The sequence below is a fragment of the Paenibacillus sp. FSL F4-0097 genome (genome assembly GCF_038593125.1).
Classification (GTDB): Bacteria; Bacillota; Bacilli; order Paenibacillales; family Paenibacillaceae; genus Paenibacillus_AQ; species Paenibacillus_AQ odorifer.
Genome location: NZ_CP151965.1, coordinates 6,102,838 through 6,116,642 on the forward strand (window position 1 = coordinate 6,102,838; position 13,805 = coordinate 6,116,642).

The following is a 13,805-nucleotide window of genomic DNA, read 5'->3' on the forward strand; positions in this document are numbered from 1 at the left end:
AAAGCTCAGGTTATACCTGAACTGCAACTGTGGCTTTTTGGGCTTCTATTTTAGATGTTTTTGCGAAAAGAACTTGGGGAGAGTCCTACATATTTACGGAACTTGGCGTTGAAGTAATCGGGGTTCATGTACCCAACTTTCTCGGCCACCTCATATACTTTCATGCCTTGCGCTAGGAATTGCTTCGCCTTCTCAATCCGCACTTTGTCCACATACGTATTGAAGTATTCCCCGGTAGTGTTCTTGAACATTTTACCTAGATATGCGCTGTTGTAATTAAATAACTCAGATAAGGTCTCAAGCTTAAGGTTCTCATTGTAACGGCGGTTGATTAGCTCCGTAATTTTTTTGATCTCATTCCCTTTGCTGCCACTGGACATTTGATCGGCGATCTCCGCCATGAAATTAACGGCCTGCTCTTGCAGGTCTGCCAGATAATGACTATGGTAGAGCTCACCGATCGGCGGGGAATGCTTAGCGGCATTGCTGCGAATCTCTGGATAGACCGGTTCGAGACGGGCCAACACCGTACTGAGAATCCGCACAAATGTATCTTTGATCTGCTGCTCCTCACTGCCCGCAGCCAGTAGCTCCGCACAGATCGTATCCACCAGCGGTTCAATGGCCGCGCGGCTTCCGGTTTCAACAGCAAGCATTAGGCGGCTCTCCGCATCCTGCCCTTCTTCGGTGTACGCCTCCGCCACTCCAGGAAACAACATACCGGAGAGATCGGCGCTGATCAGAATCCCTTTGCGGTAAAAGAATGCCCGGCGCAGCAGTTCACGCGCCACTTGAAAAGACTGTGCCGCCTCTTCTGGTCCAGCTACAGGGCCTCCCGTTGCTGCGCTGAAGTTGTATCCCTCGCGGCAAATTAAGGACGCAAGCTCTTCCATCAGCCGCTCCTGTTCCTGCTTTCCTGGCAGCGGCTCTTGCAGCAGGAATCCAATATATGGCGGCATCGTGAAAAACATCCGCTCTTCACTGCTGCCAAAATACTGTTCTACCGCGGCCTTAACGGCCCGCTCTCCTTCCTCACTGCCGCCCGCAGGCGCGAGTAGTTCGAGTAGGATCACTTCGACACGGTCTGGTTTAAGACCCAGTGCTGCCGCATGCTTAGCAGGATCATTCTCCCCCTCCTCCGCAGTTGAAGGCTGCAGCAATGCACGCATCAGGCTTTCACGATTACGGGCAGGCTCCTCTTCATTCCAGCGGCTAAAGCGATCTTCCTGAGCGATCGTGACTCTGAGTTCCTCTAAATAGTTGATCAGCTCTTCCTCATCCACCGGCTTCAGTAAATAGCCGTCAATGCGGTAAGAAATGGCTCGTTTGGCATACTCAAAGTCCGCATGACCACTTAAAATCAGCACATGGCTGGTCGAGCCTTCTTCGCGCAGCTCACCGATTAACTCCAGCCCGTCCATACCAGGCATGCGGATATCCACCACAATCAGTTCCGGATAAAAAATATGATATTTCTCCTGAGCTTGCAAGCCGTTGGCGGCCGTAGCCACCACCGTATACCCCAGCTCTTCCCAAGGGATTAGAGCCCGAAGGCCTTCCCGCAGCTTTGGCTCATCATCAACAATCAATACTTTGATCATAGATTTATGTCCTCCATTGGAATACGAAACGTAATAGATGTTCCTTCATTCATCCGGCTTTCGATATTCAGTCCATATTCAACACCGTAGGATAACTTCAAACGGTCGTGTACATTGCGCAGCCCGATCCGTGCCTCTTCCTGCTCATCACGAACCTCAAGGGTATAACGGATCTGCTCCAGCTTGTCCGGAGTGATCCCGGCTCCATTATCGGTAATGGTAAAGACCGCATGATTCTGCTCACGCTTGATATTCACCGTAACCATTGCTCCATCCATCGTGTTGTCCAGCCCATGAATCACCGCATTTTCCACAAGCGGCTGCACAATCAGCGGCGGGATGTAGAGCGATTCGACGGCAGGGTCTACAATAAATTGATATTTCAAACGATCCTCATAACGGAATTGCTGAATATCCAAATAACAACGAACCACTTCAAGCTCCTGGCTAAGCAAAATTTTACTTCGGCCTACCTCCAGATTACTGCGCATCATTTTGCCAAGAAGACGCACTACCCGTGCAATCTCCACTTGCCCTTTCATATGGGCCTCCATACGAATAGATTCCAGCGCATTGAACAAGAAATGAGGATTGATCTGGCTTGCCAGCATTTTAAAACGGATATCATTCTGTTTCTGTTCCAGCAGACTGTTCTGGTCATTAGATTCCTGTACCTCGAACATCAAATCGTTAATACTCCGCACCATAGAATTGAACTGACGAGCTAGCAGAGCAATCTCATCTTTGCCATCAATTTTTAATGAAGTGTCAAAATCACCCGTACTAACGCGGTTAATATGTCTGCTTAACTGCAATAATCTACGTGAAAATAACGAAGAGAAACTATATATGATTAAAAAGGCCAATAAAACGCTTACGGCAATCACGGTAATCGAAAGCTTAATCACCCGATTAGGTTCTTTGACTATACTATCAATAGAAAAAACAGAAATAATTCGCAGGGCGTTACGGCTGGCTTGTGGTTTAAGTTCTTCTATCACTATTTTGGAGGCTTCACCATCTACTTCTGCCTCATAGCTCCCGCTTCCTTGCCCCAAAAGCTTTGTATCAAAAGAAACATCTGCCAGTTTCTTTCCTGTTCGATCGCTCCGGTTCGCAGCAATGATGTTATCCTGATCATCCACGATCATGGTATCAAATGATTCCTGGCTCAGAATTGAAGTTAGCTGGTGACTGTTTACATTAATAACGAGCACGCCAATTTTACTGGAGCCCTCCAGCTCGATTTTGCGGACAAGGCTTAAATAATTCCGCTGATCACGCTCATCCTCTATATATTCCCAACCGACGAGGCTATCGTACCGCTGTGCTCTCTGATACCACTGGCTCTCCTTAATGGCAGACGAAGGATTGATCAGCTCCCAGTTGTTAAGCAGCGTAGCATTATCAGTGTATAAACGTATGTTGGATATGTCTTTATATAATCTTAGGTATTCACGCATATCAGTGTAATCCCGATAAGCCTCAACCACATCATAAGTGCTTACATACTGGCGTATGGCGAGTTTTTTCAGCCGGGCATCATTGGACAATCGATACGCTATATCTTGCGATACACCGATGACTTCTTCTGTTCTTTTTTTTACCCGATCTACGTTAATTGAAGCTTGCTCCAGTGCGTTCTCAAACGCCATGGTCCTCATCTCAATCGTAAGATAACCACCTACCAGTAATACCGGCAAAAGTGTAGTCAGTAAAAAAGCAAGCAGCAGCTTATTGCGGATTTTGATGTCATTCAGCAACTTAACAAACCATTGAAACATGGCCTTTCGCCCCCCGAAACCTTCGCTATCTCATTTACAGGCTGCCACTACCTTGGAGATATTCCATACTTTACAGAAGAAAAATGAAAACGGCAACATTTTTGAATATTGCCGTTCATCACCTCTATAAAGAAGATGGTCTTTAAAAAGGCCTTCCGCCAGATGCGAAAGACCTTTTTTATATCAGACAGATAGATAAATGGCGCTTTATTGGCGATATGCAGCCAGCTTGTTATTCAATTCGCGGGTCTGGCCGTAAACTTCCTGATAGAGGTTGAATAAACCATCATAGATTGCCGTTTGTTTCGGATCTGGTTTATAAACATCAGCAGTACGGATAAACGCTTCTGCACATTCCGCAAGGGATGTGAACCATCCGCTTCCATAAGCCGCCAGCATAGCTGCTCCCATTGCCGGACCCTGCTCACTTTCTAGCTTCACGATAGATGCATTGAAAATATCAGCCTGCATTTGCAGCCAAGCCTCATTTTTAGCTCCACCACCAATTGCAATGATCTCTGTAATCTCTTTGCCTGACTCACGTACAATCTCAATGGATTCACGCAGTGAGAAGGTAATGCCTTCTAATACTGCTCGTGTAAAATGCGTCAACGTATGCCCTGAATCCATACCAATAAAGCTTCCGCGAATATTTGCATCTGGATGTGGTGTACGTTCTCCTACAATATAAGGAGTGAATAACAGGCCGCCGCTGCCAGCTGGAATAGAGGAAACTCCGCTTAACAGCTCATCAAAGCTTTTGTCCGCCGCAAAGGTTTCTTTAAACCACGTAAGGCTATGACCAGCAGCTAGTGTAACCCCCATAATATAGTAGGCATCTTTTTCACCATGGTTAAAGAAATGGACTTTGCCTTCGAGATTCAAATCTTTATTGCTCTCATAAGAAAGAACTACACCAGATGTACCAATACTGCACATGGTCCGGCCTTCTCCCAATACACCCGCTCCGAGCGCGCCACAAGCATTATCCGCACCACCAGCAAATACCTTCGTTGAAGATAAAAGACCTGATGCTTCAGCAATGTCCGGCAATAATGTTCCAGTCTGTTCAAAGGATTCTACCAATCTAGGACAAAGAGAAAGTGGAAGTTCAAAAGCCTCTGCGATTTCTGCGCTCCATTCTTTAGAGCCTACATCCAATAGCAACGTTCCGGCAGCATCGGAGTAATCCATTGCATAATCACCCGTCAACCGATAGCGTACATAGTCTTTTGGCAGCAGGAACTGATGCGCCTGTGATAATACTTCTGGTTCATTCTCTTGAACCCACAGAATCTTTGGCAGTGTAAAACCTTCCAATGCTTTGTTTCTGGCGATATCGATCAACTTCGTTCCAAGCGTCTTCTCAATCTTACGGCATTGTGCAGTAGTACGGGTATCATTCCAAAGAATAGCTGGACGCAGCACTTGCCCTTCCTTATCTACCAGTACCAATCCGTGCATTTGTCCGGAGAAACTTAGACCGTCTACTTGAGACGGGTCAATGCCTGATACTTCAATCAGACGGCGCAGGCTGACCAGCGTGCCCCTTACCCAATCCTCAGGATTTTGCTCACTCCAGTTCGGTTGGGGTCTGCTTAGCGGGTAGGACTCAGAATGCTCAAAAGCCACCTTCCCCTGCGGGTCCACTAGAACAGTCTTCACTGCACTAGTCCCCAAATCAACACCTATAACGTATTTCATTTTTGACCTCCTAAAAGTTTTGTTAGCATAGACTTCATTGAATTACTTCGAGCAAAACTTACTTCGTAAGCATCTTGCTTAGTTTTTACTACAAAAAGGGGGCTGCCGAAGAATGCTCTCTTCAGCAACCCCCGTTGCATTTGTTCAAACTCGACTCAAAGCCTAAGCTTCAAGCTCCCTATAAGGACTACTCAGCCAAGATGTATTGGTTAAGGGTAGCTCTCAGGTATTCTTGACGTCCGGATTGGTTAGGACGTGGGTTCTCATTGTTCAAAGCATATTCAGCCAAAGAAGCCAATGTTGCTTTACCGGAAACGATGTCTGCACCAACGCCTTCTGTGAAGCTGCTGTAGCGTTTGTCAATGAAATCTTCGAATACGCGATCTTCGATCAATTTAGCAGCAACTTTCAAGCCTTTTGCGTAAGTATCCATACCAGCGATGTGTGCCAAGAACAGATCTTGTGGCTCGAAGGAAGGACGACGTACTTTAGCGTCGAAGTTAATTCCGCCTTTGCCAAGACCGTCATTCTTCAATACTTCATAAAGAGTAAGTGTTGCATCGTAGATGTTTACTGGGAATTCATCAGTATCCCAACCAAGCAGTGTATCCCCTTGGTTAGCGTCAAGTGATCCAAGCATGCCATTAATACGAGCTACACGAAGTTCATGTTCAAAAGTATGACCTGCAAGCGTAGCGTGGTTAGCTTCAAGGTTCAGCTTGAAGTGCTTGTCGAGGTTGTATTTTTGTAAGAACGAAATTGTTGTTGCTGCATCGAAATCATATTGATGTTTAGTAGGCTCTTTTGGTTTAGGTTCGATCAGGAATTGACCATCAAAACCAATTTCCTTAGCGTAATCTACAGCCATGCTGAACAGACGTGCAATGTTATCTTGTTCAAGACCCATATCTGTATTCAGCAATTCTTCGTAACCTTCACGGCCGCCCCAGAATACATAGTTGCTTGCGCCCAGACGTTTACCAACTTCCAGACCTTTCTTCACTTGTGCTGCTGCATGTGCGAAAACATCAGCGTTAGGTGTAGAACCTGCACCGTGCATATAACGCGGGTTAGTGAACATATTAGCTGTATTCCACAGCAATTTCTTGCCGGAAGTCTTCATGCCTTGTTCAAGGATATCAACAATAGTGTCGATGTTGCTGTAGAACTCACGCAAAGATGCGCCTTCTGGTGCGATATCTACATCATGGAAGCAGAAGTAAGGCAGATCCATCTTGTCCATAAATTCGAATGCTGCTTCAGCGCGAGCTTTAGCTTTATCAAGACCACTCAATTTGTCCCAGCTGCGAATTGCAGTTTCAGCGCCAAACGGATCAGAACCGCCAGCAGTTAATGTATGCCAATAAGCCATTGCAAATTTCAGATGTTCCTCCATAGTTTTGCCGGCTACGACTTCTTTAGGATTGTAGAATTTAAATGCATAAGGGTTGGTGGAACGGCTTCCCTCGTAAGAGATTTTGTTCACTGTCTCAAAATAAGCCATTGTGTAATCCTCCTCATATTGTGCTACGCTAGCAAGCGTTTACAGCATCATCTTAACACATCTTTTTGACTTTGTATATTGGTTAAACAAAGTTTTTTTATAAAATTTCCGCCTCTTTAAGTCTCCCTTGCCTATCCGTTTAATATTCAAAAAATCCAACAAACATAGATTTCCTCTTTTCTGCCGATGTATTGCAATTTCCAGCACATCACTCTAGACTAAGTGGCATACAACAAAAGGGAACTATGCTAAAAAGGATGTGTGATTCGTGAAGGTTACCGGAGATCAGGCGCTGGTCAAAAAAATCAATAAATCGATCGTACTACATACTATTCGAAGGAACTCTCCGCTCTCGCGCGCCAAGGTTTCAGAGATGACCGGACTGAATAAAGCTACCGTATCCAATCTGGTGGCTGAGCTATGCGCTCAAGAATTAGTGACTGAAGTTGGACCAGGTCAATCCAGTGGCGGACGTAAGCCGCTAATGCTGCATTTTAACAGCATGGCTGGCAGTGTAATCGGTATAGAGCTACGGGTGAAGCAACTGACAGCCGTCTTATGTGATTTAAGTGGTGGCATTCTTTTCGAAAGCGATTTCTCCCTGGACAATCATGCTCTGCCTTATGTACTGGAACGGATGAAAAAAACAATTTCAGACTTGATTGATAAAGCACCTGAATCCCCGTACGGTATCGTCGGCATCGGAGTAGGTGTCCCCGGGATGGTGGATGAGAACGGGGTTGTTCTTTTTGCTCCCAACCTTGGCTGGGAAATGGTCGACCTGCGGGGTATTTTGGAGGCGGAATTCGCGGTTCCAGTCACTATTGATAACGAAGCTAACGCAGGTGCACAAGGTGAACTGAACTTTGGGGCGGCAAAAGATGTTAGACATCTGCTCTATATCAGTGCGGGTTCAGGGATCGGATCCGGTATTATTATTGGCGGAGAGCTGTACAAAGGTGCAAGAGGATATGCCGGCGAGACCGGACATATGACGATTGAAGCACAAGGCAAGCCGTGCAGTTGTGGGAGCCGTGGCTGTTGGGAGCTATATGCCTCGGAGAAAACCTATGACCATTCCGAGTTCTCCCTCCCTGCTCATACCACACAAGAACTGGTCCGTTATGCAGCCGCTGGACAAGAAGACGCCTTGCGCCACTTCTCATCTATGGGTGAATATCTCGGCATCGGAGTAACGAATCTAATCAATAGCTTTAATCCAGAGCTGATTGTCATCGGTGGAGCCTTATCCGAAGCAGAAGCCTGGTTAGGGGAGCCCCTTCGCCGGGTTGTAGCCGAGCGTACACTTCCTTATCATAAGCAGCAGCTCGAGATTACCTTCTCCAAGCTGGGCAGCCGAGGCACGATGATAGGCGCGGGGTTCTCTGCAGTTATGCATTTTCTAGGCGATATTCGGGTGACCGTTTAATGTAGTCTAATGGACAACGTTTTGCGGGACAGTTTCACGGGTGAAATTCAAGAGCGGATAGAATTGACGTAAAATTGCCGCATTTAGGTGGATCAAAAGTGCAGTAAAAGCAACTTAAATCCTATATAATAAAGGATAAGTTAGTGTGACATTTATCACTACAACCCCTTTTTTGAAATGGAGAGCGAGTCCATGACCTATGTTGATACGTCTGATATCTCGGCACAGATGTTCATCACTGTGTTGCTTTTTCTGCTCATTATTGCCCCTTTGATCAGTCTCGGTGTGCTCCGTTTTTTTCAAGCCAAAAAGAAATCAGGATTCATTCTGATCGGCAGCGGTGTTGCTGTATACGTCCTATTTCAGATCATTACCTCTTTCACTCAAGCTTAAATTGAACTTTGCGATTTACATCATAAAAAATAGCCTGCGCATATTAGCGTCAGGCTATTTTTGTATACTTAGACCACAAAAAGATCACCTCCAAAATGGAAGCGACCTTTTGCAATTTCCTCACAGAAATATATTTAATTAAACAGTCGCCAATGCTTTGTCGAACTGAGTTTTATTCATCCCCACGATTTTGTGCTCACCAATTACAGTTACAGGAACAGCTCTCATTCCCATATCCCAAACCTGCTGCGCGTAATCATCATTCTGCTCAATATTACGCTCTTCATAGGCTACGCCTTTTTCACTCAAAAAGCTCTTCACCTGACGGCAATGTGGACAATTTGTTGATGTATATACAATTACATTTTCCATCATTAGACCTCCTATGGAAGATTACAGTTATGTTACAGAATAACCGCGCTATGTTCCAGACTTTCAATGTATTTCTCAGCATCCATAGCTGCCATACATCCACTGCCTGCTGCCGTAATTGCTTGTCTATAACGGGTATCCTGCACATCACCACAAGCGAATACGCCTGGGATATTAGTTTCAGAAGTACCTGGGTTAGTCATGATATAACCTTCAGTATTAGTTGTGATTTGTCCACCCAAAAATGCAGTGTTAGGATGGTGGCCAATCGCCACAAACACTCCGCTTGCTTCAATGATTTCTTCTTGTCCGGTCTCATTGTTCAGCACTTTTAGTCCACTCACGCCTTTGTCTCCAGAAGTTACTTCCAGAGGAGTACGATTCAGGCTCCAAGCTACTTTAACATTATCGCGAACGCGATCCTGCATGATCTTGGAAGCACGTAGCTCTTCACGACGGTGTACCAGCGTTACTTTGGAGGCAAAACGAGTCAAGAAACCCGCTTCCTCAAGCGCAGAATCTCCACCGCCAACAACCACGATCTCTTTATTACGGAAGAAGAATCCATCACAGGTAGCACAGGTGCTTACACCGCGTCCCACATTATCCTGCTCGCCTGGGATACCGAGGTATTTTGCCGTAGCGCCAGTCGAAATGATCAGGGTATCCGTCGTAAGAACACCCAATCCTTCAACATTAAGCTTAAAAGGACGCTCTCCAAGTTCTACACTGTTCACCCAACCCGTACGGAATTCCGCACCAAAACGTTCAGCTTGTTTACGCATATTATCCATTAAGTCTGGACCCATAATTCCATCAGGAAATCCCGGGAAATTCTCCACTTCTGTAGTGGTGGTCAATTGTCCGCCAGGTTGAGGTCCTTCGATTACTAGTGGGTTCAAATTGGCACGAGCCAAGTAGATAGCAGCAGTCAACCCCGCCGGTCCGGTTCCAACAATTATTGATTTATACATATCTATATCCTCCTTGAGTTAGACGGCAGTGACGTCGCTTCTTATTTAAAATAATTATAATGTAGTCTTAATTATGCTAACTGAAAGCAAAAATGTCAATAAGCCAGACTCCCTCAGGGAAAAATCATTTGTGAACAATTTAATTTTTGACAATAAATAATACACAGTAACATCACTGAACTCTTACCGCAACAATCGCAGCCCATTAAGAATAACCAATATCGTACTGCCTTCATGACCGATCACGCCAAAAGGAAGGGCGATGCCCTGCACAAAGTTACTGATCATCAGAACCGCGATTACTGTTACAGCAAAAATCATATTTTGCTTCACAATACGCTGTGAGCGCCGTGCCAATGAAATGGTCGAGGCGATCTCTTCAATATTATCATTCATAAGCACTACATCGGCGATCTCAAGCGCTGCACCACTGCCTTTCATGCCCATTCCCATACCAACAGTCGCTGTAGCCAGAGCAGGCGCATCATTCACACCGTCACCCACCATCACAACATTACCGTGCTCTTCACGAAGCGCCTTAATATGCTTTACTTTATCCTCTGGTAAAAGGTCGGCAAATACTAAATCTACTCCGGTTGAAGCCGCAATAACTTTTGCTGTAGCTTCCCGGTCACCCGTAAGCATAGCCACTTTAATCCCCAGCTCCTGCAGCTTCCGCACTGCGGCTTCTGCTTGTGGGCGAACTGTATCCTGCAATGCAATCATACCTGCGATATGCTCACCGTCCAAAATAATGGAGACAGTCTTCCCCTCTTCCGCCAACTGCTGCCGTTTAGTTCTCCAGAATGCAAGCTCAGAACTTATCGCAGACGAAGTCAGCTCATCCAGTAAATTGGACTTTCCAATTTTCCAGAGATGCCCGTCAACTTGACCTTCAATTCCCCAGCCAGTGATGGTTTTACTTTCCTGCACTCCCCACAGCTCCAGATATTCTTCCTCAGCTTTACGCACAATGGCTTCCGCCAATGGATGGCGTGACATATGCTCAATGGATGCGCTAATCGCCAGTAATTCTTCCCGGTTGTAGCCTTCAGCTGCAATAAAGTCTGTCACCTGCGGAGTTCCCTCTGTAAGGGTTCCTGTCTTATCAAAAGCTACAACAGAGGTCCGGGCCATATTTTCGAGGTGGACCCCGCCTTTAAATAAAATCCCTTTTCGTGCACTTTTGGAAATGGCCGACAGCATCGCAGGCATAATCGATGAGACCAACGCACAAGGCGAGGCTACTACAAGAAAAACCATCGCTTTATAAAAGGTTGCGCTCCAGCTCCAGTCCAGCAAAAAGGGTGGAAGGAAAATAAGAGCCACAGTCGAGGCAACGACTACCCGTGCATAGATGGCTTCCAGTCTTTTAATGAATCGCTGTGAGTTTGGAACATCCGACTCTGCTTCTTCTACCATCTTAATGATCTTGGAAAAAAGTGTGTTCTCTGCTGATTTCGTTACTTCAATATAAAGCGGACCTTCTCCATTGACCGTACCTGCGAATACTTCGCTGCCGGCACATTTTTCAACAGGCACTGACTCTCCTGTAATGGAAGCCTGATCTACTGCCGATTCTCCTCTGTACACCTTGCCATCTGCAGGAATAAGATCCCCTGGACGTACAAGCAACAGATCTCCAATTACTAACTGATCAATAGCTACCTCGTTCATGCTTCCTTTTTCAATCCGCATGGCTGTGGCAGGTTTCAAGGCCATAAGTGAGGAAATATCCTTCTTACTCCGTTCCATCGTATAGCTCTCTAAAGCTCCACTAAGCGCAAAAATAAAGATGAGCATAGCACCTTCATTCCAGTACCCAATGGTAGCTGCGCCTAGTGCGGCCGCAATCATCAGCAGGTTCACATCGAGATCACGTTCTTTGACGAGCGTCTCAATGCCTTCTTTGGCTTTGTTCCAGCCACCAATGGTATACGAAATAACATAAAGTACTATAGAGAAAACTTCTGACCAGCTGCCCATAGCCCAAGCAAAAAGCATAAGTACTCCGCTGCCAAGCGCAGCCTGCATCTCGGAGTTGCTGAGCATGGCTCTCAGATCGAACCGGCGTTTTGGAGCGCCTGGTTTCTTCATGCTGCCGGAGATTGAGGTTTGCTGGGGTAAATGTTTTGATGTTGCTTGCATAATAATCACCATCCTGAAAGTTTTGTGTAGGATTACTTCATTGACTTCTCTTCGCAACAAAACTTGCTTCGGGAGCATACGTTTTGTTTTGTCTAAATGATAATGAGAGCCATTCTTAAGACCCCTAAAATGACACATGCTGCCCCGGCTTAGCCGGGACAGCATGAATGATAACTATGAGTAGTGAGAATGATAATCATTGTTGCAACAGTACAACTATATTTCCTTAGTGCAACTTATATTTTAATAATACCACCTTGAACGAAAAAGTAAACCCTACCTTCTAGGCTATTTGTCATAAATTTAAACTAACGTTTTCCTCTCTTAGCTGCGTATTTTATTTAAAAGCTCGGATAGGAATTGCTCTTCGACTGGCGTCGAATAAGCTCCACCTTCAAAAGACTTCATCGCTCCAATTCCAGCTTGGAACACAAACCGTATACGCCCTTTGCGAACCTTTTTATCCGTATACATCTTATCAATCAGCATTCTATTTGTAATGGTTGCTGGTATTTCAGTCGGAAGTCCCGCCTTCTTCAACAAAGCAATCACACGCTGAGTTTGGTCAGCCGTTACATACCCCAACTGCTCTGCCAGCTGCACCTGAACGGCGAGTCCAATCGCAATAGCCTCACCATGTAATAATTCATAACCACTTAATGCCTCTAACGCCCGGCCAGCAGTATGCCCCAGATTTAGAATTTGGCGCAGGTTGCTCTCCAGTTCATCCTTTTCCACCACGCTATACTTGATCTCACAATTATGAAAAGCAATCCGTTCGCAAACCTCTCGATCTAATACAAGTTCGCCTTCTGAGGAGACCACTCGCTCCATATTCTGTTCAAGAAACTCAAAAAAATCAGCATCCGCGATGCAGGCATGTTTGATTGTTTCAGCCAACCCACTACGAAGCTCACGTACCGGAAGCGTTCTCCAAGTGGCTAGGTCAATGTAGACCTTTTTAGGCTGATGAAAAACACCAATTAGATTGGTTGCAACCGGTGTATTCACGCCCGTTTTACCACCAATAGAAGCATCCGCTGCTGCTAAAAGGGTAGTTGCATAGTTCAAACTTGGCACTCCCCGACCAAATGTTCCAGCCAAAAAACCTGCCAAATCCGTTACCGCTCCACCTCCTATGGCAAGGATACAGCAATCTCGTCCGTAAGAACGGCTTAATAGCCGGTCCTCCAGCTGTGCCTTCGTTTCTCGGGTTTTAGACTTCTCTCCAGCAGGGAAAGAAAATAACTCCGCTTGAAAATCATTCTGATGCAGTTGTTCCAGCAAGGCTTGTCCATACAGGGCTTCAACTTTTGAATCTGTAATAATCGCGAATTTGCTTACATTCTCGACAATTCCATGTTTCAAATCCTCGATCAGAGCGCCAAAAAGACCTTCCCCAATCTCAATATCGTAAGAATGATCTACGACCTTTTGCAGGCCAACTCTAAAATTTGTAGACATCTACAGCACCCCTATTCAGCAAGATGCTAATAAAATTCGAGCCTTCACTGTCATTATCCTGTTTATGTAAAATGTAAGGAGAAGCTGGGAACGTATGTGGATGTCCTAAAACTAATGTTGTCTGTAGCTACTGGTGATAGTAGAAAGGATCGGTGCAGATTAGTTTGAGTGCGGGGGTTGAGTACGGAGGTTGAGCGCAAAGTATGAATACGACACGAGTGATGAACGTATGATGCAAGTTGCTCGCGTATGTTGCTACTATCGGACTCAGCTGACCCTAATCGCTGATTTTAAACACATTTGGTATTCTAACGGACTCCATTGCAGCTATTGACCTGAAAAGCACCAAATATGTACCTCTTCCTAACGAATAGTGTCTCTGGTGTCCGAAACCATGCTTAAAAAGCTAAAATCAGGCAAATAGCGTCATCT

General features: G+C 45.6%; 10 protein-coding genes. 2 read left to right on the forward strand and 8 right to left on the reverse strand.

What is annotated here, in order from left to right; all coding sequences use genetic code 11:
• Window positions 1-50: 50 nt before the first annotated feature.
• The 4 genes from MHH86_RS27410 to xylA form a co-directional block, all read right to left on the reverse strand.
• Complete coding sequence (locus MHH86_RS27410; RefSeq protein WP_076316836.1) at window positions 51-1,601, reverse strand: response regulator transcription factor; 1,551 nt, start codon at window positions 1,599-1,601, stop codon at window positions 51-53.
• Entirely contained in the window at window positions 1,598-3,385 is a 1,788-nt protein-coding gene (locus MHH86_RS27415) for a sensor histidine kinase (RefSeq protein ID WP_076100589.1), read from the reverse strand. Before MHH86_RS27415 ends, MHH86_RS27410 begins: the two co-directional genes overlap by 4 nt.
• 207 nt (window positions 3,386-3,592) lie before the next feature.
• The gene (gene xylB / locus MHH86_RS27420; RefSeq protein WP_076146323.1) at window positions 3,593-5,089 is read right to left on the reverse strand and encodes a xylulokinase; all 1,497 of its coding nucleotides are present in this window, start codon (window positions 5,087-5,089) and stop codon (window positions 3,593-3,595) included.
• Window positions 5,090-5,276: 187 nt separating this feature from the next.
• Window positions 5,277-6,593: a xylose isomerase gene (gene xylA, locus MHH86_RS27425; protein ID WP_076128712.1), complete on the reverse strand. Its 1,317-nt coding sequence runs from the start codon at window positions 6,591-6,593 to the stop codon at window positions 5,277-5,279.
• Window positions 6,594-6,861: 268 nt separating this feature from the next.
• On the opposite strand from xylA, the gene MHH86_RS27430 reads away from it, so the two are divergent.
• On the forward strand, window positions 6,862-8,022 hold the full coding sequence (locus MHH86_RS27430; protein ID WP_076179356.1) for an ROK family transcriptional regulator: 1,161 nt from the start codon (window positions 6,862-6,864) through the stop codon (window positions 8,020-8,022).
• A 192-nt stretch (window positions 8,023-8,214) separates the two neighbouring features.
• On the forward strand, window positions 8,215-8,415 hold the full coding sequence (locus MHH86_RS27435; protein WP_036680251.1) for a hypothetical protein: 201 nt from the start codon (window positions 8,215-8,217) through the stop codon (window positions 8,413-8,415).
• A gap of 138 nt (window positions 8,416-8,553) precedes the next feature.
• Here the strand turns inward: MHH86_RS27435 and MHH86_RS27440 are convergent, their stop codons facing one another.
• From MHH86_RS27440 to aroB, 4 genes are all read right to left on the reverse strand, one after another.
• Window positions 8,554-8,787 (reverse strand): glutaredoxin family protein, encoded by a 234-nt coding sequence (locus MHH86_RS27440; RefSeq protein ID WP_076128716.1) that lies wholly within the window; start codon window positions 8,785-8,787, stop codon window positions 8,554-8,556.
• A gap of 32 nt (window positions 8,788-8,819) precedes the next feature.
• Window positions 8,820-9,761 (reverse strand): thioredoxin-disulfide reductase, encoded by a 942-nt coding sequence (gene trxB, locus MHH86_RS27445; protein ID WP_076128718.1) that lies wholly within the window; start codon window positions 9,759-9,761, stop codon window positions 8,820-8,822.
• A gap of 183 nt (window positions 9,762-9,944) precedes the next feature.
• Window positions 9,945-11,909 (reverse strand): heavy metal translocating P-type ATPase, encoded by a 1,965-nt coding sequence (locus MHH86_RS27450; RefSeq protein WP_076179357.1) that lies wholly within the window; start codon window positions 11,907-11,909, stop codon window positions 9,945-9,947.
• Window positions 11,910-12,233: 324 nt separating this feature from the next.
• Entirely contained in the window at window positions 12,234-13,373 is a 1,140-nt protein-coding gene (gene aroB, locus MHH86_RS27455) for a 3-dehydroquinate synthase (RefSeq protein WP_339824541.1), read from the reverse strand.
• Window positions 13,374-13,805 lie beyond the last annotated feature (432 nt).

Excerpts from the sequence above, each read along its gene's own strand:
- MHH86_RS27450 (WP_076179357.1), bottom strand. The coding sequence starts at position 11,909 with ATGCAAGCAACATCAAAACATTTACCCCAGCAAACCTCAATCTCCGGC.
- MHH86_RS27440 (WP_076128716.1), bottom strand. The coding sequence starts at position 8,787 with ATGGAAAATGTAATTGTATATACATCAACAAATTGTCCACATTGCCGT.
- xylA (WP_076128712.1), bottom strand. The coding sequence starts at position 6,593 with ATGGCTTATTTTGAGACAGTGAACAAAATCTCTTACGAGGGAAGCCGT.
- MHH86_RS27410 (WP_076316836.1), bottom strand. The coding sequence starts at position 1,601 with ATGATCAAAGTATTGATTGTTGATGATGAGCCAAAGCTGCGGGAAGGC.
- xylB (WP_076146323.1), bottom strand. The coding sequence starts at position 5,089 with ATGAAATACGTTATAGGTGTTGATTTGGGGACTAGTGCAGTGAAGACT.
- aroB (WP_339824541.1), bottom strand. The coding sequence starts at position 13,373 with ATGTCTACAAATTTTAGAGTTGGCCTGCAAAAGGTCGTAGATCATTCT.
- MHH86_RS27415 (WP_076100589.1), bottom strand. The coding sequence starts at position 3,385 with ATGTTTCAATGGTTTGTTAAGTTGCTGAATGACATCAAAATCCGCAAT.
- MHH86_RS27435 (WP_036680251.1), top strand. The coding sequence starts at position 8,215 with ATGACCTATGTTGATACGTCTGATATCTCGGCACAGATGTTCATCACT.
- trxB (WP_076128718.1), bottom strand. The coding sequence starts at position 9,761 with ATGTATAAATCAATAATTGTTGGAACCGGACCGGCGGGGTTGACTGCT.